The 25279-nt window shown below is 66.3% G+C and carries 23 protein-coding genes; 4 read left to right on the forward strand and 19 right to left on the reverse strand.

Going from position 1 to position 25279, the window contains the following annotated elements:
- Positions 1-55 precede the first annotated feature (55 nt).
- Genes Q1W68_RS10370 through Q1W68_RS10380 form a run of 3 tightly spaced genes read right to left on the reverse strand, consistent with a single transcriptional unit; the run spans position 56 to position 5912 of the window.
- Positions 56-1483, reverse strand: coding sequence for an efflux transporter outer membrane subunit (locus Q1W68_RS10370; protein WP_300655531.1), 1428 nt, complete (start codon positions 1481-1483; stop codon positions 56-58).
- Position 1484: 1 nt separating this feature from the next.
- Positions 1485-4631, reverse strand: coding sequence for an efflux RND transporter permease subunit (locus Q1W68_RS10375; protein WP_300658050.1), 3147 nt, complete (start codon positions 4629-4631; stop codon positions 1485-1487).
- Positions 4632-4643: 12 nt separating this feature from the next.
- Complete coding sequence (locus Q1W68_RS10380; protein ID WP_300716534.1) at positions 4644-5912, reverse strand: efflux RND transporter periplasmic adaptor subunit; 1269 nt, start codon at positions 5910-5912, stop codon at positions 4644-4646.
- Between the two features lie 152 nt (positions 5913-6064).
- On the opposite strand from Q1W68_RS10380, the gene Q1W68_RS10385 reads away from it, so the two are divergent.
- On the forward strand, positions 6065-6742 hold the full coding sequence (locus tag Q1W68_RS10385; RefSeq protein ID WP_300649177.1) for a TetR family transcriptional regulator: 678 nt from the start codon (positions 6065-6067) through the stop codon (positions 6740-6742).
- Here the strand turns inward: Q1W68_RS10385 and Q1W68_RS10390 are convergent.
- From Q1W68_RS10390 to Q1W68_RS10455, 14 genes are all read right to left on the reverse strand, one after another.
- A complete protein-coding gene (locus tag Q1W68_RS10390; protein ID WP_300649179.1) occupies positions 6681-7022 on the reverse strand; it encodes a Na+/H+ antiporter subunit G in 342 nt (113 codons plus the stop codon). The genes Q1W68_RS10385 and Q1W68_RS10390 overlap by 62 nt on opposite strands.
- An 11-nt stretch (positions 7023-7033) precedes the next feature.
- Positions 7034-7309 carry a K+/H+ antiporter subunit F gene (locus Q1W68_RS10395; protein WP_300716537.1) on the reverse strand — a complete coding sequence of 92 codons (276 nt, stop codon included), beginning with the start codon at positions 7307-7309 and terminating at the stop codon, positions 7034-7036.
- Complete coding sequence (locus Q1W68_RS10400) at positions 7306-7851, reverse strand: Na+/H+ antiporter subunit E (RefSeq protein WP_300649183.1); 546 nt, start codon at positions 7849-7851, stop codon at positions 7306-7308. The genes Q1W68_RS10395 and Q1W68_RS10400 overlap by 4 nt, the downstream gene beginning before the upstream one ends.
- Positions 7848-9497, reverse strand: a complete 1650-nt coding sequence (locus Q1W68_RS10405) for a monovalent cation/H+ antiporter subunit D (protein WP_300649185.1) — start codon at positions 9495-9497, stop codon at positions 7848-7850. Before Q1W68_RS10405 ends, Q1W68_RS10400 begins: the two co-directional genes overlap by 4 nt.
- Complete coding sequence (locus Q1W68_RS10410) at positions 9497-9832, reverse strand: Na+/H+ antiporter subunit C (RefSeq protein WP_300649206.1); 336 nt, start codon at positions 9830-9832, stop codon at positions 9497-9499. Before Q1W68_RS10410 ends, Q1W68_RS10405 begins: the two co-directional genes overlap by 1 nt.
- 2 nt (positions 9833-9834) lie before the next feature.
- Positions 9835-12666, reverse strand: a complete 2832-nt coding sequence (locus Q1W68_RS10415) for a monovalent cation/H+ antiporter subunit A (protein WP_300649187.1) — start codon at positions 12664-12666, stop codon at positions 9835-9837.
- 91 nt (positions 12667-12757) lie between these two features.
- Positions 12758-13927, reverse strand: a complete 1170-nt coding sequence (locus tag Q1W68_RS10420) for an MFS transporter (RefSeq protein WP_300649189.1) — start codon at positions 13925-13927, stop codon at positions 12758-12760.
- 8 nt (positions 13928-13935) lie between these two features.
- Positions 13936-15312, reverse strand: coding sequence for a DNA recombination protein RmuC (gene rmuC / locus Q1W68_RS10425; RefSeq protein WP_300649190.1), 1377 nt, complete (start codon positions 15310-15312; stop codon positions 13936-13938).
- Entirely contained in the window at positions 15312-16304 is a 993-nt protein-coding gene (locus Q1W68_RS10430) for a D-glycerate dehydrogenase (RefSeq protein ID WP_300649191.1), read from the reverse strand. Before Q1W68_RS10430 ends, rmuC begins: the two co-directional genes overlap by 1 nt.
- 18 nt (positions 16305-16322) lie before the next feature.
- A complete protein-coding gene (locus Q1W68_RS10435; RefSeq protein WP_300716543.1) occupies positions 16323-17735 on the reverse strand; it encodes a sodium:proton antiporter in 1413 nt (470 codons plus the stop codon).
- Between the two features lie 23 nt (positions 17736-17758).
- A complete protein-coding gene (locus tag Q1W68_RS10440; protein ID WP_300716545.1) occupies positions 17759-18106 on the reverse strand; it encodes an FKBP-type peptidyl-prolyl cis-trans isomerase in 348 nt (115 codons plus the stop codon).
- Positions 18107-18149: 43 nt separating this feature from the next.
- Positions 18150-18872, reverse strand: a complete 723-nt coding sequence (locus tag Q1W68_RS10445; RefSeq protein ID WP_300716549.1) for a nitroreductase — start codon at positions 18870-18872, stop codon at positions 18150-18152.
- Positions 18869-19318, reverse strand: a complete 450-nt coding sequence (locus Q1W68_RS10450) for a thioesterase family protein (protein WP_300649195.1) — start codon at positions 19316-19318, stop codon at positions 18869-18871. Before Q1W68_RS10450 ends, Q1W68_RS10445 begins: the two co-directional genes overlap by 4 nt.
- Positions 19315-20310 carry a histone deacetylase gene (locus Q1W68_RS10455; RefSeq protein ID WP_300649197.1) on the reverse strand — a complete coding sequence of 332 codons (996 nt, stop codon included), beginning with the start codon at positions 20308-20310 and terminating at the stop codon, positions 19315-19317. Before Q1W68_RS10455 ends, Q1W68_RS10450 begins: the two co-directional genes overlap by 4 nt.
- Positions 20311-20567: 257 nt before the next feature.
- Here Q1W68_RS10455 and Q1W68_RS10460 point away from each other — a divergent pair, with 257 nt between their 5' ends.
- Positions 20568-21110 (forward strand): phasin family protein, encoded by a 543-nt coding sequence (locus Q1W68_RS10460; RefSeq protein WP_069046868.1) that lies wholly within the window; start codon positions 20568-20570, stop codon positions 21108-21110.
- A gap of 199 nt (positions 21111-21309) precedes the next feature.
- Here Q1W68_RS10460 and Q1W68_RS10465 read toward each other — a convergent pair whose 3' ends face one another.
- Positions 21310-22113, reverse strand: a complete 804-nt coding sequence (locus Q1W68_RS10465; protein WP_366146701.1) for a patatin-like phospholipase family protein — start codon at positions 22111-22113, stop codon at positions 21310-21312.
- 242 nt (positions 22114-22355) lie between these two features.
- On the opposite strand from Q1W68_RS10465, the gene Q1W68_RS10470 reads away from it, so the two are divergent.
- Positions 22356-23411, forward strand: a complete 1056-nt coding sequence (locus Q1W68_RS10470) for an extracellular solute-binding protein (RefSeq protein WP_300649199.1) — start codon at positions 22356-22358, stop codon at positions 23409-23411.
- Positions 23412-23465: 54 nt separating this feature from the next.
- Here Q1W68_RS10470 and ppk2 read toward each other — a convergent pair whose 3' ends face one another.
- Positions 23466-24371, reverse strand: a complete 906-nt coding sequence (ppk2, locus tag Q1W68_RS10475) for a polyphosphate kinase 2 (RefSeq protein ID WP_291520138.1) — start codon at positions 24369-24371, stop codon at positions 23466-23468.
- Positions 24372-24508: 137 nt separating this feature from the next.
- Here ppk2 and Q1W68_RS10480 point away from each other — a divergent pair, with 137 nt between their 5' ends.
- Entirely contained in the window at positions 24509-25267 is a 759-nt protein-coding gene (locus tag Q1W68_RS10480; protein ID WP_300649200.1) for a 3-hydroxyacyl-CoA dehydrogenase, read from the forward strand.
- Positions 25268-25279: the final 12 nt, after the last annotated feature.

Raw genomic sequence — 25279 nt, forward strand, 5'->3', positions numbered from 1 at the left:
AGCAAGACATCACGCTCCGGAAAGGCTCACAAAGCGCTGCGGAGTGGATCCACCCTCACTCTGTCCAGCCACCACCCAAGGCTTTGTACAAGGCCACCTGGTTTTGCTGCTGCGCCAGTCGCGTCTGTGCCAGCGCCTGCTGCGTTGTGAACAGCGAACGCTGTGCGTCCAGCACGTCCAGGAAGCTCGACACGCCGTTGCGGTAACGCAGCTCGGCCAGCCGGAAACGCTCGGCCTCTGCCGTGGCCTGCACCTGCTGCGCCGTGAGCTGGTCGCCCAGCGTGGCGCTGCCGGCCAGCGCATCGGCCACTTCGCGGAACGCGGTCTGGATCGATTTTTCGTACTGCGCCACCGCGATGTCGCGCGCGGCCTTGGCGGATCCGAGGTTGGCGTTGTTGCGTCCCGCATCGAAGATCGGCAGCAACGCCTGCGGCGCCAGCGTGAAACCCCACGAGCCACTTTCGAACAGGCCCGAGAGGCTGCTGCTGGCGGTGCCTGCGCTGGCGGTGAGCGAGATGCGCGGGAAGAAGGCAGCGCGCGCGGCGCCGATGTTGGCGTTGGCCGCGATCAGCTGCTGCTCGGCCTGGCGGATGTCCGGGCGGCGCGCGAGAAGATCGGACGGCAGGCCGGCCGGCACATCGCGCAGCATCGCCGCCGCAGGCACCGGCGCCACGGGAACCACCACCCCATTGGCCGTGGTGGCCTGGGGCATGGTGGGTGGCGCAGGCAGCAGCCCGGCCGGCGGCGTTTGCCCCACCAGCAGCGTGAGCGCGTTCAGGTCGAGCGCACGCGCCCTGCGCTGCTGAGCCAGCGCGGACTGCGCAGCCGCGGTGAGCGACTCGGCCTGGCGCAGGTCCAGCGCCGAGGTGGCGCCGTTGTCGAAGCGCAGCTTGCTCAGGCGCAGGGAGTCTTCGCGCGTGGCCACGGTGCGCTGGGTCAGGGCCAGCAACTCGTCGTTGGTCTGCAGGCTCAGCCAGCTGCTGGCCACCGCCGCCACCAGGCTGGTCTGCGCGGCGTGGCGCGCTTCTTCGCTGGCGAGGTACTGGGCGAGCGCCGCTTCCTTGAGGCTGCCGAGGCGGCCGAAGAAATCGATCTCCCAACTGCTCAAGGCGAGGCCCACGCTGTAGGTGCTGGCGATGCCGCCATTGGCGTCGGGCTGGCGGTTGCCGGCCGCCGCCAGCCCCACCGAAGGGAACTGGTCGGCGCGGCGGATCTGGTACTGCGCGCGCACCTGCTCGATGTTGAGCGTGGCCACGCGCAGGTCGCGGTTGTTGGCCAGCGCCAGCGCGATCAGATCGCGCAGGCGGGCATCGCCCACGAACTCGCGCCAGGCCAGGTTGTCGGCCTGCGCCGCGACGGGTGCGACTTGGTCGGGGAAGGTGGCGGCCACGGGGGCGGCCGGGCGCTCGTACTTGGGCGTGAACGAGCAGGCGGAGAGCGCCAGCACCGCGAGGCTCAGGGCTCCAAAGCGAAGGTGGGTCATTTCAGTGCACTCCGTGTTGTTGTGCCTGCTCGGCATCACGCTGGTGCTGTCGCGCGCTGCCTTTGAACAGCGTGCGCACCACCACAAAAAAGATCGGCACAAACACCACCGCCAACACCGTGCCGGTGAGCATGCCGCCGATCACGCCGGTGCCGATGGCGCGCTGGCTGGCCGAGCCGGCGCCGGAGGCCAGGGCCAGCGGCAAGACACCCAGCGTGAACGCCAGCGAGGTCATGACGATGGGACGGAAACGCAGGTGGGCGGCGGCCAGCGCAGACTCGATCACGCCCTTGCCCTGTGCCTGCAGGTCCTTCGCAAACTCGATGATCAGGATCGCGTTCTTCGCGGACAGACCGATGATGGTGATCAGGCCGACCTGGAAGTACACGTCGTTGGAATACCCGCGCATCAGCGTGGCGAGCAGCACCCCGATCACGCCCAGCGGCACCACCAGGATCACCGACAGCGGGATCGTCCAGCTCTCGTACAGCGCGGCCAGGCACAAGAACACCGCCAGGATGGCGAAGGCGTACAGGATGATGGCCTGGGAGCCGGCGAGTTTTTCCTCGCGCGTCTGACCGGTCCACTCGTAGCCGATGCCCTGCGGCAACTGCGCAGCGAGCCGCTCCATCTCGGCGATGGCGTCACCCGTGCTGGCACCGGGCGCCGCGCTGCCGCTGATGCGCATGGACGGGTAACCGTTGTAGCGCACGGTCTGCATCGGGCCGGTGATCCACTGCGTGGTGGCAAACGCTGAAAGCGGCACGGCCTGTGCCTTGCTGTTCACCACGTTGATGCGCAACAGGTCTTCGGGCTGCATGCGCGCGGGCGCATCGGCTTGCACCACCACCCGCTGCAGGCGACCCGCGTTGGGAAAGTCGTTCACGTAAGTCGAGCCCAGCGCGGTGCCGATGGCGGCATTGATCGCATCGAACCCCACGCCCAGCGCATTCGCCTTGTCGCGGTCGATGTCGATCTGCAACTGGGGCGCGTCTTCCAGGCCATCGGGGCGCACCTGGGTGAGCACCTTGCTCTGCGAGACCAACCCAAGGAGCTGGTTGCGCGCGCTGAGCAGCGCGTCGCGACCCAGACCGCCACGGTCTTGCAGCCGGAAGCTGAAGCCGGACGACGAGCCCAGCTCGGGAATGGGCGGCGGGCTCAGCGGGAAGATGAAGGCATCGCGCACACCCGAGAGCGCACCAAACGCCCGACCGGCCAGGTCTTGCGCCGAACTGCCCTCGGCCGTCCGCTCCTTCCAGTCCTTGAGCGTGATGAAGGCCAGCGCGGCGTTCTGACCCTGGCCAGAGAAGCTGAAGCCCAGCACACCGACCATGCTCTGCACCTCGGGCTGCTTGAGGATGAAGTCTTCCACCTGCTTGATCACCTCCAGCGTGCGGCCCTGGGTGGCGCCGGGGGGCAGCTGCACGTTGACCAGCATCGTGCCCTGGTCTTCACCGGGCAGGAACGACGTGGGAAGCCGCATGTAGACCACCACCGCCGCGGCCACGATGGCCAGGTAAATGACGAGCGTGCGACCAGCGCGCGGCAGCAGCGCGGCCACACCACCTTCGTAGCCCTTGGCGGTGCGTGCAAAGCTGCGGTTGAACCAGCCGAAGAAGCCTTTCTTTTCGTGGTGGTGACCAGCCTCCACCGGCTTGAGCAAGGTGGCGCAGAGCGCGGGCGTGAGCGAGAGCGCGAGGAAAGCCGAGAACGCGATCGACACGCCCATGACGGCGGAGAACTGGCGGTAGATGTTGCCCACCGAACCGGCAAAGAAGGCCAGCGGCACAAACACCGAGATGAGCACCACGGTGATGCCGATGATGGCGCCCGAGATCTGGGTCATGGCTTTGCGGGTGGCCTCCAGTGGCGGGAGGCCCTCCTCGCTCATGATGCGTTCGACGTTCTCCACCACCACGATCGCATCATCCACCACGATACCGATCACCAGCACCATGCCGAACATGGTCAGCACGTTGATGGAGAAACCCATGGCCAGCAGCGTGGCGAAGGTACCGAGCAATGCCACCGGCACCACGATGGTGGGGATGATGGTGTACCGGATGTTCTGCAGAAACAGGAACATCACCAGGAACACCAGCAGCATGGCTTCACCCAGTGTGATGGCGACTTGCTGAATGGAGATCTTCACGAAGCGCGAGCTGTCGTAGGGAATCGACCAGGTCATGCCGGCGGGGAAGAAGCGCTCGAGCTCGGTCATCTTCGCGCGCACCGCGTCGGCCGTGGCCAGCGCATTGCCACTGGGCGAGAGCTGCACGCCGATGCCGGTGGAGGGTTTGCCGTTCAGACGCGCCGAGGTGGCGTAGGCCTGGGCACCGAGCTCGATGCGGGCCACGTCCTTGAGGCGAACGGTCGCCCCGTCGGGGCTGGCGCGCAGCACGATGTTGCCGAACTGTTCGGTGCTGGCGAGCTGGCCGTTGACCACCACGGTGGCCGCGATGCTCTGGCCACCCACGTTGGGCAAGGCGCCGATTTCGCCCGCCGAGACCTGCGCATTCTGTGCGCGGATGGCGTTGGTGACGTCGGCTGCACTCAGGTTGAAGCCCAGCAGCTTGGCCGGATCGATCCAGATGCGCATGGCGCGCTCGGTGCCGAACAGCTGCGCCTGGCCCACACCGGGCAGGCGTTGCAACTCGGGCACCACGCTGCGCGAGGCGTAATCGCCGAGCGCCACCGGGTCCCAGGCCGGGTCGTCGCTGGAGAGGATGGCGAACAGCAGGAAGTTGCTGCGCGAGCGGTCCACGCGCACGCCTTGCTGCGTCACGGCAGCGGGCAGGCGTGGCGACGCGCGCGAGAGCCGGTTCTGCACATCCACCTGCGCCAGAGCGGCGTCGGTGCCGGTCTCGAAGCTCAGCGTGATGCTGCCGGTGCCGTTGGCCTGCGCCACCGACTCCATGTAGATCAGGCCGGGCGAGCCGTTCATTTCCTGCTCGATCACCGAGAGCACGCTGTTCTCCAGCGTGGCAGCCGATGCACCGGGGTAGGTGGCGTTGATGACGATGGACGGAGGCGCCACCGGTGGGTACTGCGCAATCGGCAGCTGCGTGATGGACACGCCGCCCATCACCATGATGAAGAGCGCGATCACCCACGCGAAGATGGGCCGGTCAATGAAAAATTTCGCCATGTCGGGCGCTCCTTACTTCGCAGCCTCGGGCGCCGGCGCAGCGGCAGCCGGCGCGGCCGGTGCACTGCCAGGCGCCTGCCACGGCACGGCTTTCACGGGTGTGCCCGGCGGCACCATCTGCAGCTTCTGGAAGCCGTCGACCATGACCTGTTCGCCGGTCTTCAGACCGTCCAGGATCACCCAGCGGCCGTTTTGCTGACCGCCCACCTTCACGTTGCGCTGGGTCACTTTTCCGTCGGTACCCACCACCGACACCTTGTCGCCCTGGGCCGAACGCGTCACCGCCTGCTGCGGCAAGGTGATCGCATTGCCGGCAGTGGCCTGCTCCAGACGCACGCGCACATACAGACCCGGCAGCAACGTGCCCCGGGGGTTGGGCACCTCGGCGCGCAAGGTCACCTGGCCGGTGGCACTGTCCACGGTGAGGTCGGAGAACAGCAAGCGGCCCGGCTGCTCGTACACGCTGCCGTCTTCCATCACCACCTGCACCGCAGCGGCTTGCGCGCCTGCGCCCTTGAGCTGACCGCCTTCCATGGCCTTGCGGAGTCGGTACACCTCGGCGGCAGACTGGGTGAAGTTCACATACATCGGGTTGATCTGCTGGATGACGGCCAGCTGCGTGGCCTCACCTTGACCCACCAGCGCACCCTCGGTCACCAGCGAGCGGCCGATGCGGCCCGAAATGGGCGCGGTCACGCGGGCATAGCCCAGCGTGATGTTGGCGGTCTGCACCGAAGCACGGCCAGCAGCCACATCGGCCTCGGCCTGCTTCTGCGCCGCCACGGCGCTCGCGTATTCCTGCTGGCTGATGGCGTTTTCCTTCACCAGCGGTGCGTAACGTTCGGCCAGCGCGGTGGCCTGCGTGAGGTTGGCCTGCGAGCGGGCCAGGCCCGCCTGGGCGCTCTGCAAGGCCGCGGCATACGGCGCAGCGTCGATGCGGAACAGCGGTTGGCCCGCCTTGACATCACTGCCTTCGCGGAACAAACGCTCCTGCAGGATGCCCGCCGCCCGCGCCCGCACCTGGGCCACGCGCGAAGCTTCCAGCCGGCCCGGCAATTCGGTCACCAGCCCCACGTCACCCGGCGCCACCGTGATCACGCCGACCTCGGGCGGGGGCATGCCGCCGGCGGCCGCAGCGGCGGGGACTTCGGACTTGCCGCAAGCGCTCAACACCGCCGCCAGCGTCAGCACCGACAGGCCTCGCAACAGGTGGTTCGGGGGGAACGGAACAAACCGGATGCGCGAAACAGGCGCAGACTTGATGGGGCTCAAGGCGGGCATGGGAATCCTTGGGATGAATGAGGGGCGAGGTGCGGCAGCGGGCCATGACCTCGCTGCTCGATCCGTCGCAAAGCGGCGAAGTATACATACATCCAAGAATGTATGTATAGTCCTGACCTGCCCCAAGGGCTTGCTTTCTGGAGACAAACATCATGGTTCGACGCACCAAAGCCGATGCGCTGGTGACCCGCAACACCCTGCTCGATGCTGCAGAGCATTTGTTCCAGGCGCATGGCGTTTCGCGCACATCGCTCAACGACATCGCCACCGCCGCCGGCACCACGCGCGGCGCCATCTATTGGCACTTCAAGGACAAGGCGGACCTGTTCAACGCCATGATGGAGCGTGTGACCATGCCGCTGGAGGGCGCACTGGCCTGCGCGGCGGGCAAGGCGGAGGCCGCCGACAACCCCCTGCTCTCGCTGCGCGATTCCATGATGAACGCGCTCCGACAGACCGCCACCGACGAACAGACGCGCCGCGTGTTCGAGGTGGCCACGCACAAGGTGGAATACGTGAGCGAAATGCAGGCGGTGCGCGACCGGCACCTGCGGGTGCGCAACCAGTGCATGGCCATGACCGAAAAGGCACTGCGCGAAGTGGTGCGCCGCGAAAACGTCAAGCTGGCCATGCCGCTGCCCACGGCAGCCCTCGGCCTGCACGTGATCATGGACGGCCTGATCCAGAACTGGCTGCTCGACCCGCTGGCGTTTGACCTGGAGAAAAGCGGGCGTCAAACCATGGACGCCTACCTCACCGGCCTGGGCTTCAGCCTTCCCGCCGCTCGGGCACCGCGCCGCGCGGCACCGGTGCGCGCGATGCCAGCTTGAGGTGCAGCGCGGCCTGGGCCATGAGGTTGGCCGAGACCGGCGCGGTGATGAACACAAAGAGCGTGATCAGCAGCTCGGCCACACCGGCACGGCCCTGGACCGCCGCGACCAGCATGGACGCAATCAGCACACCCCCCACGCCCAGCGTGGACGCTTTGGTGGGGGCGTGCAGTCGCATGTAGAAGTCGGGCAGGCGCACCAGACCGATGGCGCCCACCAGCAGGAAGCAGGCGGCGATCACGATGAGGATCGCGGCGGTCCATTCGATGACGGGATGCATGGTGTGTCTCCTTATTCGACCACGTCGCCGCGGCTGAGGTAGCGCGCCAGCGCCACGGTGGATGCAAATCCGAGCATGGCCACCAGCAAGGCGGCCTCGAACAGCAAGGCGGTGTTCCAGCGCATGCCCAGCACCACGATGAGCGCCACGGTGTTGAGGTAAAGCGTGTCGAGCGCGAGCAGGCGATCGGTGGTTTCGGGCCCGAGCAGCAGGCGCCAGCCGCACAGCAGCATGGACACGGTGACTGCGGCCAGCGCGATGTTCAGGGCGATCTCGAGGATGTTCATGCTGCGCTCCCGGTGCGGGCCTGCTGGCCGAAGATCTGCATCAGCGGCGCTTCATAGCGGTTCTTCATGTCGTCGATCATGGCCTGCGCGTCGTCGCAGTTGAGCGCGTGCACCAGGATCTCGTGGCGCTGCTCGTCGACCACGCACGACACCGTGCCCGGCGTGGTGGTGATGATGGTGGCAAACAGCGCGTTGATGCGGGGATGGTCGGTGGCCAGCGGCACGGGCAGCCAGGCCGGCTTCGGTGTGCTCATGGGACCCAGCACCAACCGGGCCACCGTGATGTTGGACAGCACGATGTCCTTGAGCACCACCACCGTCAGGCGCAGCGCAGCCATCCAGTCGATGTGGTCTGCCGGCATCAGAAAGGGGTGCAACAGGCGCGGCAGGATCAGCCCGATGAGCAAGGCCGAGAGCAGGTGCACCAGTTCCACGCTGTGCGACAGCGCGAGCCAGCTCAACCCCAGCAGCACCGAGAGCACCGGGTGGTCGAACCAGCCCGCCTTGCGGGCAGGCAGGCGATCTGGGTGGGGGGCGGTCATGGGCGTTCCTCCTGGGGCTTGACGATGGGCGCGGGCCGCACGCCGTCGTAGGTTCGCGTGGTCGGTGTGGTTGCCCGGTCAGGTCCCAACACCGCGCGCACATACGCCGCCGGATCGGCCAGCTGGGCGGCGGTCGCGTCGGTGTAACGCTTGATGGGCGAGGCCAGCACGGCCATGACCACCGTCATCAACATGATGGCCCACACCGCGCTGAGCAATTTGAGGCTGGTGCCGGACGTGACGGCGCCGTCCTGCTCGGGTTGCACGTGCCAGAACACCACGACGCCGGCGCGGGCCAGGCCCACGATGGAGAAGAAGCCCACCAGCAGCACCACCGTCCAGACCCAGGCCTGGGCCGGCAGGCCCGAGCTGCTTTCCAGCACCATCAGCTTGCCCAGAAAACCGGGCAACGGCGGCAGTCCGGCGGCCGAAGCGGCGCCGAAGATCATCATCAAACCGAGCAGCAGCGGCTCACGCAGCGCCACGGCGGGCTGCAGCTTGTCGCGCGCATCGCCGCGCTGCGAGGCCATCAGCTCCACCAGCAGGAACAAACCGGCGATCACCACCGTGCTGTGCAAGGTGTAGTACAGCGAGGCCGACAGACTGGCCGGGGTGAAAAGGCCCACGCTCGCCAGGATGGTGCCGACCGACGACACGGTGAGGTAGGCCACCAGACGGGCCATGCTGTGCGCCGCCAGGGCGCCGAGCACACCCAGCACGCTGGTGGTCAGCGCCAGCGGCAGCAGCCAGCCCTGCACCGCCAGCGCGGCTTCACCCGCCTCCACGCCGAACACACCCCAGTGCACGCGGATGATGCTGTAGACACCGACCTTGGTCATGATGGCAAAAAGCGCGGCCACCGGCGCGCTGGCTGCGGCGTAGGTGGCGGGCAGCCAGAAGTACAGCGGGACGATCGCCGCCTTCAAGCCGAACACCACCAGCAGCACCAGCGCCGCAGCGCGGGCGATCAGCGCGGCATCGCCCGTGAGCTGTCCGACGCGCAGCCCCACGTCGGCCATGTTGAGCGTGCCAGTGACCGCGTACACCATGCCCAGGCCGATCAGGAACAGGCCCGAAGCCACGAGGTTGAGCACCACGTAATGCACGCCCATGCGGAAGCGCTCCCTGCCCTGCCCGTGCACCAGCAGCACATACGAGGCGATGAGCAGCACCTCGAAGAACACGAAGAGGTTGAACAGGTCACCCGTGAGGAACGCGCCACACAGGCCCATGAGCTGGAACTGGAACAGCGCGTGAAAGTGCCGGCCCCGGGTGTCCCAGCCGCCGGTGGCGTACCACATGGCGGGCACCGCCACGGCGTAGGTGAGCAGCACCATCAATGCCGAGAGACGGTCCACCACCAGCACGATCCCGAACGGCGCGGGCCACTCACCCACTTGGTACACCAGCAGTTCGCCCTGGGCAGCGTGCCACACCAGGCTGGCGGCCATGAAGGCGCCGAGCAGCATGGAAGCCATGGACAGGCGCCGCCGCCAGCGCAGGCGGGTGTCGTCGTGCCCACCCCCTTGCGCCGACACGCCCGACGGATCGCCGATGAGCAGCAGCACCACGGCGGTGAAAACGGGCAACAGCACCGACAGCACGGGTGCGTGCTGCAGCCAGAAAGCACTGGTCACATCCCACATCAGTGATGCCCTCCGGGCTCACGGCCATCCACGTGGTCGGTACCGCTCTCGTGCCGGCTGCGCAGGGCGAGTTCGATCACGAAACCGGTGGTGGCAAAGCCGATCACGATGGCGGTGAGCACCAGCGCCTGCGGCAGCGGATCGGCCACGGGCCCTTCGCCCACCAGAATGGGCTGGGCGTTGGTCCACAGCCTGCCCATGGCAAACAGGAAGACGTTGACGGCATAACCGAACAGCGACAGGCCCAGCACCACCGAAAAGGTGCGCCCGCGCAGCATCAGGTAGGCCGCGCAGGCGGTGACAAAACCGATGCCGCTGGCCAAAAGAAATTCCATGCTCATGCGGCACTCCCGGAAGATTGAACAGGCGCGGACGTTTCCCGCGACACGGTGCCCAGCACCGAAATGGTCAGCAGCGTGGCGCCCACCACGGTGAGGTAAACACCCAGGTCGAACAGCGCGGCAGAGGCGAACGGCAGCTCCCCCAGCAAAGGCACATGGGGATGGCCGTGCGCGCTGGTGAGGAAGGGCCGGCCGAACAGGAAGGCGCCCACACCGGTCAACCCGGCAATGCCCACACCCGCGCCGATCCAGACCACGAAGCGGCGACCACCATCGGCCCGCAGCAGCGCCTCGGCCCGGGTCTGCCCCAACGCCATGAACTGCAGCACCAGCGCCACCGCGGTGATCAAGCCAGCAATGAAGCCGCCGCCAGGCAGGTTGTGGCCGCGCATGAAGATGTACACGGTGAAGACGAGCGCCAGCGGCAGCACCACCGATGCCGCCACGCGCAGCAACAGCGGTTGCGCCGCAAAGGTCCAGTGGCGGCCATCGGGGTCCACGGTGGCGCGGCGCGTGCGCATGCCTTCCATGAGCGCCAGCACGCCCAGGGCGGCGATGCCCAGCACGGTGATCTCGCCAAAGGTGTCGTAGCCGCGGAAGTCCACCAGGATCACGTTGACCACGTTGGTGCCCCCACCCAGCGGGATGGATTGCTCGAGGAAGTACCAGGAGATGGACTCGAAGTCGCGCGTGAGCACCAGCCAGGCCAGGCCAGCCATGGCCGCACCGGCGGTCAAGGCCAGCGCCACGTGGCCCAGGCGGTGGACCGACTTCGTCTCTTTCGGTGAACGCTGCGGCAGCAAGGCCAGGCCCATGAGCAGCAGCACGGTGGAGACCACCTCGACCGAGAGCTGCGTCAAGGCCAGGTCGGGCGCCGACAGGCTCACAAAGGTGAGCGCCGTGACCAGCCCCACCACGCCCACCAGCACCACGGTCTGGAAGCGCTCGCGGTGCGTGAGCGCGATCGCCACACAGGTGGCCAGCAGCAGCAACCAGACCGCGATGGCCAGTGGCGGGGCGGCCATCAATTCACGGTCACCGGTGCCGATGTTGCTGCTGGCCAGCGGAACGGCGGCCATCACCAGCGCGGCCCCCAGCAGCCAGGCCACATACCGCTGCAGCGAACCGTTTTCCAACCGGATCGAGATGCGGCCCGCCGTTGCAAACAGGCCGTCGATCAAGCCCTCGAACATCTGGCGCCCGGTGGCCGGGCCGAACCAGTCTTCGGAGCCGATGCGGTGCAGCCACCTGCCGCGCGCGAGCCAGAAGTACAGACCGGCACCGGCGACCAGCGCCATCACGCTCATGAGCAGCGGCAGGTTGAAACCGTGCCAGATCGAAAGCTTGTATTCCGGCAGTGGCTGGCCTGCCAGTGCGGTGGCGGCCACATCGACCAGCGGACCGAAGGTGGCCGCGGGCAACAGGCCGACCACGATGCACAGGGTCACCAGCAGCATCGACGGCAGCTTCATGCCCAGCGGCGGCTCATGGGGGTGCTGGTTCGGCACATCACCGATGGGTCCGTTGAAATACGTGTCGTGGACGAAGCGCACCGAATACGCCACGCTGAAGACGCTGCCCAGCGTGACCGCCACCGGCACCAGCCAGGCCCACACACCGGCCGTGCCCACCACCGCTTCGGTGAGGAACATTTCCTTCGACAGGAAGCCGTTGGTGAGCGGCACGCCGGCCATGGAGGCGGCCGCCACCATGGACAGCGTGGCGACCCAGGGCATGAGCTTGAAGAGGCCGCCGAGCTGGCGCATGTCGCGGGAATGGGTCTCGTGGTCGACGATGCCCGCGATCATGAAGAGCGAGGCCTTGAAGGTCGCGTGGTTGAGCACATGGAACACGGCTGCCACCGCGGCCAGCGGCGAGCCCAGGCCCACCAGGAAAGTGATGAGACCCAGGTGGCTCACGGTGGAATACGCGAGCAGGCCCTTGAGGTCGTGTTTGAAGATGGCGATGAAGGCCGCGAAGATCATGGTCACCAGGCCGGTGGTGGTGACGATCACCTCGAACCAGCCCGAGCCCGCGAGGATGGGGTAGAGCCGCATGAGCAGGAACACACCGGCCTTCACCATGGTGGCCGAGTGCAGATAGGCCGAGACCGGTGTGGGCGCGGCCATGGCGTCGGGCAGCCAGAAGTGGAACGGGAACTGCGCGCTTTTGGTGAAGCAGCCCAGCAAGATGAGCAGCAGCGCGGGCACGAACATCGGATCGGCCTGGATCTGCGCCACCTGCCCGAGCATGGCGCTGATCTCGTAGGTGCCGGCGATCTGCCCCAGCAGCACGAAACCGCCCAGCATGGCCAGACCACCACCGCCGGTGACGGCCAGCGCCTGGCGAGCGCCGGCGCGCGCGTCGGCGCGGTGGCTCCAGAAACCCACCAGCAGGAAAGACGACAGGCTGGTGAGCTCCCAGAACACCACCAGCAGCAGCAGGTTGTCGGACAGCACCACGCCCAGCATGGCGGCCATGAACAGCATCATCTCGCTGTAGAACTTGGCCACCGAGTCCTTGGGGCTCAGGTAGAAGTGCGCGTAGATGACGATGAGCAGGCCGATGAACAGGATGAGTCCGGCGAACATCATCGACAGGCCGTCGAGCTTGAACACCAGGTTCAGTCCGATCTCGGGCACCCACTGCCAGCTGTTCATCACGACACCGCCGGCCATCACGGTCGGCGCGTGGGCCACGAGCATCATCAAGCTGGCCAGGGTGACCAAGCCCGCCGCGAGGGCTGCGAGCAAACGGGACCTGGAGCCGAGCCACAAGGTGGCCAGGGTACCCAGCAGGAGGGGCAGCAGGACGATGGTCAACAGCACGGCAAGTCTCTCTAGTGAATCGACAACTTTACAAGGGAGCGCTGACAGGCGCCTGAGTTCCAAACGCCGCCTGCAACACGGCTCCACGGGTTCATGACCCGGTCCGCTCGGGCGCGTCTCGGTGCTCGGCACGCAAGGACCAGGCCAGCGGTGAGCCCATCCCCACCACGGCACCGACGGCCCAGAACACCGCACCCACGCCCACCAGGGCGCCCACGGAGCCGAACAGCAAGGGCATCACCACACTCGATCCGTTGATCGCCATGGCGCGCAGACCCAGCGCCTCGCCGTGGCGGTGGTGCGGCGTCATCTGGTGCAGCGTGCTCATGATCATGGGCTGCACCGAGCCCAGCGCCAGACCCAACAGGATCGACAACGCTGCCATGGCCCACGCCGCTTGCACCAGCGGGTACACAGCGAACAGCAGCGCTGTGGCAACCATGGCCGTGCCGATGACGACCGACTCGCGCAAGCGCGCGGCCAGCCAGGGCATGAGCACGCGGATCGCGGTGGCCGCCAGCGCAAACGCCCCGAGGATGGAGCCGATCACCGTGGCGCTCAGGCCGCGCTCGTGGCCGAGCACCGGCACCAGGAAGGTGTGCACGTCCCAGCACGACGAGAGCATCCAGTTGATGAGCATCAGCTTGCGAAAACCCGCGTCCTTGAGCAGGTTCCACGACGAACCACTGGACTGTCGCAACCCGGGCGCCACCGGCTCGTGTTCGACCGTGTGGCGCACCCAGATCCAGGCCATCGAAGGAAGCAACGCGAGCAACAGGAACGCCGCACGAAAACCGAAGCTGTCGATCATCACGCCGGCAGCAAACGGCCCCAGGAAGTTGGAAATGGACGGGCCGATGGCCATCCAGCTGAACACCTGCCGCAGCTCGGTGGCGCCGTTGGCGAGGCGCCCCACGTGGCGCTGCAGTGCGATCATGGCCAGCCCCGTGGCGGCCCCGCAGCTCAGCGCAGTGAGGCACAACACGCCGAACACGGGGAAGGCCACGGCGATGGCCGCGCCCGCCGACGCCACACCCACCGCCATCGCCACCGGCTTCTTCAGACCGCGCCGGTCCGCGTAGCGCCCGGCCGGCAAGGCCATGAACACCGGTGCCAACGCGAACAACGCCAGCAGCATGCCCACGGCGGCCGGGCTGTAACCCTCGCGCAGCGCCATCAAGGGCGCTGCCATGCGAAAGCCGGTCATGCAGGCATGCAGGCAGATCTGAGCAGCGATCAGACGTGCCAGGTTGGACCGCAACCCGGGGTTCAAGCGTCCCCGGTGTCGTTGGGGTCCAGCGGCAGCAGCGCACTGGCCTGCTCCTGCGGCAGCGCCTCCACCGCCTTGAGCGCGCGGCCCATGGCGCGGCTGCGCGTCTCGGCACTGTCCAGCGTGTTGAGCACGGTCTGCGTCTGGCTCTTCACGCGGGCCAGCACATCACCGAATTTGCCGAACTCGGTCTTGACCGCGCCCAGCACCTGCCAGACCTCGCTGGAGCGCTTCTCCAGCGCCAGCGTGCGAAAGCCCATTTGCAGCGAATTGAGCATGGCCATGAGCGTGGTCGGCCCGGCCAGCGTCACACGGTATTCGCGCTGCAGCACCTCCATCAGCCCCGGCCGGCGCAGCACTTCGGCGTACAGCCCTTCGGTGGGCAGGAACAGGATGGCGAAGTCGGTCGTGTGCGGCGGCTCCAGGTACTTGTCGGCCATGGACTTGGCCTCGAGCTTGATGCGCTGCTCCAGCCCGCGAGCGGCCATCTCCGCGCCATCGGCGTCGGCGCGCTGTTGTGCGTCGAGCAGGCGCTCGTAGTCTTCGTTGGGAAACTTCGCGTCGATGGGCAGCCAGCACGGCGCGCCGTCGTCGCTGCGGCCGGGCATCTTGATGGCGAAATCCACCGTGAAGCGGCTGCCCGGTTTGGTCATGACCTGCGTGGCGTACTGGTCGGGCGCAAACACCTGTTCGAGCAAGGCCGCGAGCTGCGCCTCGCCGAACATGCCGCGCGTCTTCACGTTGGTCAGCAGGTGCTTGAGGTCGCCCACACCCTGGGCCAGCGTCTGCATTTCGCCCAGACCCTTGTGCACCTGCTCCAGCCGGTCGGCCACCTGCTTGAAGCTTTCACCCAGACGCGCCTGCAGCGTGCTTTGCAGCTTTTCGTCCACCGTGGCGCGCATCTCGTCGAGCTTGGCCGCGTTGCCCTGCTGCAGCTGCATCAGCTGCGCCTCCAGCGTGGCGCGCACCTCGGCCAGGCGGCGCGAGTTGGCTTCACTCAGGTCTTGCAGCTGGCGCGTGAGCGTGTCGCCCAGCGTGCCGCGCAGTTGCACGAGTTGCTGCGCAAAGGCGTCGATCTGCGCGTTCTGCGTGCGGGTGGCCTCCGCCCCCTGGCTGGTGAGCGCTTCCTGAAAGGTGGCCAGGGTTTGCTGCAGCTCCTGGCGCGCGGTGCGCGAACCGTCGGCCATCTCACGACGCAGTTCGCTCTCGACCCGCTCCACGCGCGCCGTGGTCTGTTGCAGCTGGTTCAGCAGGGTCTGGCGGTGCGCGAGTTCGTCGGCGTCCACCACCGGCTTGCGCAGCCACAGCGCCACCTGCAGGAGCACACCAATGGCGGCGAGCACCAGCAGCGCGATGAGCAGCGCGGCATCGGACATCAGCGCGCGCTCTTGCCGATGATTTCGGCGTTGAGCGGTGTCAGCGGCTTGCCTTGGGTGAGGTAAGCGATCACGTTGTCGGCCGCGAGCTGGGCCATGGCGCGGCGCGTCTTGAGCGTGGCGCTGGCGATGTGCGGCGTGAGCACCACGTTGGGCACGGTCAGCAAGTCGGGGTGCACCTGGGGCTCGCCTTCAAACACATCCAGACCAGCGGCGGCGATCACGCGGTTGCGCAAGGCCTGCGCGAGTGCGGCGTCGTCCACGATGCCGCCGCGCGCGATGTTGACCAGCGTGGCGGTGGGCTTCATCTGCGCGATCTCGGCCGCACCGATGGTGTGGTGGTTTTCGGGGCTGTAAGGCAGCACCAGGATCAGGTGGTCGGCGGTCTTGAGCAGCGTGGTCTTGTCCACATAGCTGGCCTTGCATTCGGCCTCGAGCGCGGCATCGAGCCGGGAGCGGTTGTGGTAGATCACGTTCATGCCGAAGCCATGGGCGCCGCGGCGCGCGATGGCCTGACCGATGCGGCCCATGCCCAGGATGCCCAGCGTGCTGCCGTGCACCTCGGCGCCGGCAAACATGTCCAGCGCCCATTTGTTCCATTCGCCGGCGCGCAGGAAATGTTCGCTCTCGGTGAGGCGCCGCGCCGTGGCCATGATCAGCGCAAAACCGAAGTCGGCGGTGGTTTCGGTCAACACATCGGGCGTGTTGGTGGCCAGCACGCCCGCCGCGCTGAGCGCGGGCACGTCGAAGTTGTTGAAACCCACCGCGATGTTGGCCACCACGCGCAGCTGCGGGCAGGCAGCGGCCACCGCGCCGTCGATGCGCTCGCTGCCGGTGGTGAGTGCACCCACCTTGCCTTGCAGGCGGGCGATGAGCTCGGCGGGTGCGAGCACGCCGTCGTTGTCGTTGGTGTCAACGTCGAAATGCTGACGCAGGTGTTCAACCACCTCGGGGAAGATCTTGCGGCTGACGAGGATGGAAGGTTTTGTCATGTGTGTGTCTCCAGAGAATCAGATGAACCAGATCCAGGTCATGAGGGCGAACAGCGGCACCAGGATGCCGAACGACCAGACCATGTAACCAAAGAAGCTCGGCATCTTCACGCCGCGGTCTTCGGCGATGGCCTTGACCATGAGGTTGGGCGCGTTGCCGATGTAGGTGTTGGCGCCCATGAACACCGCACCGGCCGAGATGGCGACCAACGTGGGCGCCAGCGCGTTCATCAGCAGCTGCGGATCACCGCCGGCGGTGTTGAAGAACACCAGGTAGGTCGGCGCGTTGTCGAGGAAAGAACTGAGGACGCCCGTGGCCCAGAAGTACATGGCCGGGTTGGGTGTGCCGTCGGGATTCGTCACCGCGTTCACCACCGCACCAAACGGACCGTCCACACCCGCCTTGAGCATGGCGATCACCGGGATGATGGTGAGGAAGATGGCCGCAAACAGCTTGGCGACTTCCTGCATCGGACCCCAGCCGAACTGGTTGCTCTCGTGCGCGCTGGTTGGCGTGATCTTGAGCGAGACGAGCGTGACGACGATCAGTCCGATGTCGCGCACGATCCCCGGCAGACCGACCTCGGTGCCGGCGATTTTGAACACCACGCCCGACTTCCACAACCCGCTGAGCAACACGAGAAACACCACCACGCCCAGCAGCACGAAGTTGACGCTGCCATCGAAGCCGAGGCGCTGCGTGTCGGGTGTGGGGTCCACCGGGCGAAGTTCCTCATGGCGGTGGTGGTACCACCAATCGATGGCATAAAAGATCACCAGCAACGTGCCGATCAGGAACAGCGTGTGGCTCCAGAGGTGGGTGACGGTCCAGAAAAAGTCCACGCCCTTGAGGAAGCCCAGGAACAACGGTGGATCCCCCAACGGCGTGAGCGCACCGCCAGCGTTGGACACGATGAAGATGAAGAACACCACCACGTGCGCCTGGTGCTTGCGGTTGTCGTTGGCCCGGATCAGCGGGCGGATCAGCAGCATCGATGCACCGGTGGTGCCCATGAAACTGGCCAGCACCGCACCGATGGCCAGCAAACCCGTGTTCAACCCCGGGCCTCCGTGCAGGTTGCCCCGCACGAAGATGCCGCCGGCCACGGTGAACAGCGCGGTGAGCAAGATGATGAAGGGGATGTACTCGGCCAGCGCTGCGTGCGCCACCGCCACACCCGTGGCCGCCGGACCGAAGGTGACGGCAAACGGAATCAGGAAGGCCAGGCCCCAGGCCGCCGCCACCTTGCCGAAGTGGTGGTGCCAGAAAATCGGGGCCACCAAGGGCATCAGCGCGATGGACAACAACACGCCCGCAAACGGAACGCCCCACAGCACGGACAACTGCGCGCCGTCGAGTTCGGCCGCGTGCGCAAGGCCCGGCAGCAGTGCGCTGGCCAAGGCCAGCGCCTGCACGCTTCTTGTGTTCATGGGCGCCTCCGCAGCGAAGCTGCTCAGACCGCGAGCAGGTCGACTTCGAACAGCAGCGTGGCGTTGGGCGGAATCACGCCACCGGCACCGCGGGCACCGTAACCCAGCGCGGCCGGGATCACCAGGCGGCGCGTGCCACCCACGGCCATGCCCTGCACGCCCTCGTCCCAGCCCTTGATGACGTGGCCGGCACCCAGCGGAAACTCGAACGGCTGGCCGCGGTCCTTGCTCGAATCGAACTTGGAACCCTGCACGCCGTCGTTGAACAGCCAGCCGGTGTAGTGCACCTGAACCGGGCGCCCGGCTTTGGCGATGTCGCCGTTGCCGACCACGGTGTCTTCGTATTGCAGGCCGCTGGGGGTGGTGATCATGGTGTCTCCTGTGATGGATGGGAAAAAAGTAAAAGAGGCGCGATTATTCCAGCCAGGTCGTGAACGACTCGACCGTCTCGCGCGGCGTGTGAAAGCCATTGACCTTGTCGGCGGGATCGGCGTAACCCAGGGCCATGCCGCAGACCAGCATTTCGTTCTCACCGGCGCCGATGTGCGGCAGGATGATCTTGGCAAAACCGTTCCACGCGGCCTGCGGGCAGGTGTGCAGGCCGTGACCGCGCGCGGCGACCATGATGCTTTGCAGGAACATGCCGTAGTCCACCAGCGAGCCACGGCCCATCACGCGGTCCAGCGTGAACATCAGGCCCACCGGCGCATCGAAGAAGCGGAAGTTGCGCTGGTGCTGCGCGTGCATCTTGTCCTTGTCGCCCTTGGTGATGCCGAGCAGGCCGTACAGGCTCCAGCCGTTTTCACGCCGGCGGTCGATGAAGGGGCTGACCCACTTCTCGGGGTAATAGTCGTATTCCTCGCGGTACTCGGCGGCCAGCGCCGGGTCGGCGCGCAAGGCGTCGTGTGCGGCACAGACCTTGTCCACCAGTGTGTCGCGGCTCTGACCCTGCAAGACATACACCTTCCAGGGCTGGGTATTGGTACCCGACGGCGCGCGGCTGGCCACCTCCAGCAGGTGCTCCAGCGTGGCGCGCGGCACCGGTTGGGGCAAAAAGGCGCGAGCCGACATTCGGCTGGTGATCGCGGCGTCCACGCTGACCGGATCGATCACGGGCGCGGTGGGGTTGTGGCTCATAGCAGGGTCTCCAGGGTTGTCTTCAAAGGCTCGGGCAAGGGCACGGGCCGGCGCGTGTGGCGATCCACATAGACGTGCACGAAGTGCCCACACGCCGCGGCCAGGTCTTCGCCATCGGCAAACAGGCCCACCTCGTAGCGCACGCTCGACGTGCCCAGGTGCGCCACGCGCAAGCCTGCCCACACGGTTTGTGGAAAGGCCAGGGGCGCGAAGTAGTTGCATTGCGTCTCGATCACGAGACCGATCACCGGACCGTGGTGGATATCCAATGCACCCTGCTCGATCAGGTGGGCGTTCACGGCGGTGTCAAACCAGCTGTAGTACACCACGTTGTTCACATGACCGTAGACGTCGTTGTCGGCCCAGCGGGTGGTGATGGAACGCAGCACCCGGTAGGCGCTGCGCGGCAAAGGTTGCGGGCGTGTGGCCGGTGCTGGGTTGCTCATGGCGCGGCATTGTGCCAGCGGGTGGCCGGGCGAGCTGTCGCGGCTGTCACGTCCAATGCGGTCGTGGCTTGCCAGCGCGCCTGGTACGCCAACGCCGTGCGGTAGGTGTTCATCTGCACCTGCACCGTCGCCTCCATGTCGGTGCCGTAGCCACCCGCCATCACGAAGGCCAGCGGCAGGCGACGGCTCCAGGCCCAGTCCATCACGCGGCGGTCGCGCGCCTCCATGCCGTCAAACGTGAGCTTGAGACGCCCGAGCCGGTCGCCTTCGTGCGGATCGGCCCCGGCCAGGTAGATCACGAGGCCGGGCTCGAAGCGGCGCTCCAGCTCTTCCAGCGCCCATTCCAGGGACTCCAGATACTCTGCATCCCCGCAACCGTCGGCCAGTTCCACGTCGAGGTCGCTCGGCTCCTTGCGGAACGGAAAGTTCTTCGCGCCGTGCAGTGACAGGGTGAACACCGAATCGTCTTGGGCAAAGATCTTCGCCGTGCCATTGCCCTGGTGCACGTCCAGGTCGATGATGGCCACCCGCAACATGCCGCGCGCCCTGTGTGCACGGGCGTGCTCAGCCTGCATCAGGCGCGCAGCGACCGCAGCGTCATTGAAAACGCAGAAGCCACTGCCTTTGTCGGCGTAAGCGTGGTGGGTGCCGCCGGCCAGGTTGGCGGCCAGACCGCCGCCATGCATCGCCTGGCGACACGCCTGAACCGTGGCACCCACCGAGCGGCGCGCCCGCTCTGCCATGGCAGGGCTCCAAGGGAAGCCGATCTCGCGCTGCGCGGCGGACGACAAGGTGCCGGTGTGCACCGCCTCGATGTAGGCGGGGGTGTGCACCAACGCCAGTTCACCGTCGCTGGCCGGCTGGGCCTCGCGCAGCAGCACCTGTGGCAGCTCCGCGGCGAGGCGCTCGCGCAACCGGGCGTACTTGGCCATGGGGAAACGGTGGCCCGTGGGCAAGGGGAGAACGAAGTGGTCGGCGTAGAAGGCTTGCAAGGGGCACGCACCGTGGTCAAGGGGGACGTGGGATTGTGTCCGGCTCGGGTATTCAATGGGCGCATGCGCCCATTTAGGTCACCCCACCTAGAATGGTGCGGCGCAGCAAAAACCGCTTGCGCCATTGCGGGTTATCCCTATAATCGCGGTTATGTTGCAGTGCAGCAATGTGAACAAAAAGCAAAAGCGTCCAGACAGCGCCCTGTTCCCAGCAGCCTTCAACTAAACCCTGTTTCACCAAGTTTAGGAGTACGAATATGCTGACCGCCGAACAAATGATTGCCGCCCAGAAAGCCAACATCGAGACCATTTTCGGTCTGACCCAGAAAGCCTTCGAAGGCGTGGAAAAGCTGGTTGAACTCAACGTGCAAGCCACCAAGGCCGCCCTGTCCGAGTCCGCCAACAGCACCCAGGCCCTCCTCAGCGTCAAAGACGCCCAGGAACTGCTGACGCTGCAAGCCAGCCTGATGCAGCCGCTGGCTGAAAAGACCGTGGCTTACAGCCGCCACCTGTACGACATCGCCCAGGGCACGACCGCCGAATTCGGCAAGGCCGCGGAAGCGCAAGCCAGCGACACCCAGAAGAAATTCATGGCTGTCGTCGACAACGCCTCCAAGAACGCCCCAGCCGGTTCGGAAACCGCCGTGGCCGTCATGAAGAGCGCCGTGTCCGCCGCCAACAACGCCATGGAATCGGTGCAGAAGGCTGTCAAGCAAGCCACCGAAATGGCCGAAGCCAACTTCAACACCGTGACGGCCTCCGCCGTCAACGCTTCGAAGTCGGTCGCCAAAAAGCGCTGAACAAGCGGCTGATCGTGCCGTTGATCGGCGTCTTGGATTTTTCATCCAGGCCGCAAACTAGCATCAATCCACGATCTGCCCGACCTTCACAGGAACGGGTTCCAGATCAAACCCGTTTCTCTGGTTGTCTCCTCGGGTCCTTTTCGAAATTCGATTTCATCGGACCCCTTAAGCCCCCGCCGCAAGGCAGGGGCTTTTTTTATGGGCGCGTGCCGTTCACCGGTTTCAACCGGGCCAGCTGGGTCTTGAGCTGCGGCAGAGCCGCGAGCATCGCTGCCCGGCCCGCCTCGATCGAGCGCTTGCGCGACGCAAAATCGGCACTGCCCACACCGGTGAGTGCCGGACGCACCACGACATCGGCGGTGGCGAGTTCGTGCCGGTTGATGCTCTGGCCCATGATGGCAAAGGTCTGCAGCAGCACGCGGATGTTGCCCACCGCCAGATTGCCCTCGGGCGCGCTGGAAATGTCCACCGCCAGCACCACCTCGGCCCCCATGTCGCGCGCCTGCTGCACCGGCACGGGTGCCACCAGGCCACCGTCTACATACTCGCGCCCGGCGATGCCCACCGGGGCAAACAGCCCAGGTACCGCGCTCGACGCGCGCACCGCCTGCGCCACGTCGCCCCGCCGGAACAAGACCCCCTGCCCCGTGCCCAGGTCGGTCGCCAGCACGCCCAGGGGCAACGCCATGCTTTCGATCGTGCGCCCATCCACCGCCTGGCTCACGTAACGAGCCAGCGCGTCGCCGCGCAACAGGCCTCGGCCCAGGATAGGCAATGCCCAGTCGGTCAGCGTGACCTCATCCATGCTCATGGCGACCCGCTCCAGTTCGGTGGGGGTTTTGCCACTGGCGTAGAGCGCGGCGACGAGGCTGCCGGCCGAGGTACCGGCCAGCAAATCGGGGCGGATGCCGTTTTCCTCCAGCACCTGGATCACGCCCACATGGGCGAATCCGCGCGCTGCGCCGCCACCGAGCGCCAGCCCCAGCCGTGGGGCTCGCATGACCGGCGCCACCCCCATCGGCTGAACCTGTGGCGTCGGCACCGGCGAGACCGCCACCGGCCCCTGCACGGTGGAACACGCTGTCAGAGCGGTCAGGCAAAAGACAAAGCCCCAAGCCTTGCAATACTTATTGAGAACAATTCGCGTTAGTGTTAGCATCACGTGCATTATCCGGCAAGCCCTGCAGGCGCCCTGTGAAGCCACCGACCTTGTTTCCTTCATTTCAACTCCCGAGGATCTCCATGACTCCGTTCCGCAAACTCTCGATTGCCGTGGCCGCCATCGCCGCCACGATCGGCCTGCAAGGACAGGCGCAAGCCCAGGAGAAGGTGCTCAACCTCTACTCCGCACGCCACTACCAGACCGACGAGGTGATGTACGACACCTTCACCAAAACAACCGGCATCAAGATCAACCGCGTGGACGCTGACGACGCCGGCATTGTGGCGCGCCTGCGCGCCGAAGGTGCGGCTTCACCGGCCGACGTGATCCTGCTCGTGGACGCTGCCCGCATGGCTTCGGCCGACAGCCAGGGCCTCTTCCAACCGTTCCAGTCGGCCAAACTCGACGCGGCCATTCCCGCCAACCTGCGCGCCACACCCAGCGAAGGCGGCGTGACCTGGACCGGCTTCTCCACCCGCGCCCGCGTGATCGTGTACGACCCGATGCGCGTGAAAGCCGCCGATGTGGCGACCTACGAACAACTCGCCGACCCCAAGCTCAAGGGCATGGTCTGCACGCGCTCAGGCTCGCACCCCTACAACCTCTCGTTGTTCGCCACGGTGGTCGAGCGACTGGGCGACCAGAAGGGTGAAGCCTGGCTCAAAGGCGTGGTGGACAACATGGCGCGCGCACCCAAGGGCGGCGACACCGACCAGATCAAAGCCGTGGCCTCCGGCGAATGTGGCGTGGCGCTGAGCAACACGTATTACATCGCCCGTCTCATCAAGTCCGACAAGCCGGAGGACCGCGCCGTCATGGAGAAAGTGCGCATCGTCTTTCCCAACCAGGCGACCACCGGCACGCACGTGAACATCGCTGGCGCGGCTGTGGCCAAACACGCCAAGAACCGAGACAACGCGGTGCAGTTCATGGAGTTCCTGGCCAGCCCGTTCGCGCAGGACTACTTTGCCAACGGCAACAACGAGTTCCCGGCCGTCAAGGGGCTGAAAGTGGCCAACCCGGCCATCAAGGCCATGGGGGGTGACAACTTCAAGGCCGAGACCGTGCCGCTGGGCGTGGTGGCAAAAAACATGACGAAAGTTCAGCAGATGCTGGACCGCGTTGGCTACAAGTAACCCCCGCCTCTTCAACTCAAAGGCCCGCCATCGCGGGCCTTTTTGCTGGGTGTGTCAGTAAATCCGGGGCACGTGAATTTCGCCGGGCACCTGGTGGCGTCGGTAGCCTTCGTGCCGCACGCGCTCGGGCAGCGTGATGGTGGGGCGCTCCACCTCGCCGTAGGGCATCTGGTGCAGCAGGTGGTGGATGCAGTTCAGCCGCGCCTTTTTCTTGTCGTCGGCCTGCACCACCCACCACGGTGACTCGGGAATGTGGGTGCGCTCCAGCATCACTTCTTTCGCCTTGGTGTAGAGCTCCCAGCGACGGCGGCTTTCCAGGTCCATGGGGCTGAGCTTCCACTGTTTGAGTGGATCGTGAATGCGACCCAGAAAGCGCAGGTGCTGCTCTTCGTCGGAGATGGAGAACCAGTACTTGATGAGCTGGATGCCCGAGCGCACCAGCATCTTCTCGAACTCGGGCACCGAGCGGAAGAACTCCTCGTACTGCTCGTCGCTGCAGAAGCCCATGACCCGCTCGACGCCGGCGCGGTTGTACCAGCTGCGGTCAAACAGGACCATCTCGCCCGCGGCCGGCAAGTGCGCCGCGTAGCGCTGGAAGTACCACTGCGTGCGCTCGCGGTCGTTGGGCGCGGGCAGCGCAGCCACGCGACACACGCGCGGGTTCAGGCGCTGGGTGATGCGTTTGATCACGCCGCCCTTGCCCGCCGCATCGCGGCCCTCGAAGACGATCACCACCTTGTGCCCGGTGGCCACGACCCAGTCCTGCAGCTTCACCAGCTCGGCCTGCAAGCGGAACAATTCCCGAAAGTACTGTTGACGTTCGGCCTTGTGCTGCTTCAGGGCCTCGGCGTCCTGCGACTCGTCGACCCGGTCCTCCATCTCCATTTCCAACTCTTCGTCGTAACCGTCCATCACATCGGTGTGAATGCGGCGCAGCAACTCGTCCTGACTGTCGAACATGGGGAGACTCCGGAGGGCAAAGCCTTCAGACTATGCCCGGACGGTGACAGCCCCGTGACGACGCGCTGCCGCATAATCGCCCACTGATTGACGTTTACGTCAACGTCAAACACCCCCTCACCTCACAGGAGCACACCATGGACATTCAAGGCAAGGTATTCATCGTCACCGGCGGCGCATCGGGTCTGGGCGAAGGCACGGCGCGCATGCTGGCGGCCAACGGCGGCAAAGTCGTCATTGCCGACATGCAGGTGGAGAAAGGCGAAGCCGTGGCCCAAGCGATCGGTGGCGCCTTCGTGAAGTGTGATGTGAGCAGCGAAGCCGACGGCCAGGCCGTGGTGGCGCAAGCCTTGTCCATGGGCAAACTCATGGGCCTGGTGAACTGCGCGGGCATCGCGCCCGCCGAAAAGACCGTGGGCAAGAACGGCGCGCACAACCTGGGCGTGTACACCAAGACCATCATGGTCAACCTGGTGGGCAGCTTCAACATGATCCGTCTCGCGGCCGACGCCATGTGCAAGAACGAGCCCGAGTCCACGGGCGAACGCGGCGTGATGATCAGCACCGCCAGCGTGGCCGCCTACGACGGCCAGATCGGCCAGGCGGCCTACGCGGCGAGCAAGGGTGGCATCGTCGGCATGACGCTGCCGATCGCGCGCGACCTCTCGCGCAACGGCATCCGCAACATGACGATTGCCCCCGGCATTTTCGGCACGCCCATGTTGTTCGGCATGCCACAGGAGGTGCAGGACGCGCTGGCCGCCAGCGTGCCTTTCCCCAGCCGCCTGGGCACGCCCGCCGACTACGCCAAGCTGGCCAAGCACATCATTGAGAACGACATGCTCAATGGCGAGGTGATCCGCCTCGACGGCGCCATCCGCCTGGCGCCGCGCTGATTGCGAAAGGTC

It is taken from the genome of Hydrogenophaga sp. (assembly GCF_030158645.1).
Taxonomy (GTDB): Bacteria; Pseudomonadota; Gammaproteobacteria; order Burkholderiales; family Burkholderiaceae_C; genus Hydrogenophaga.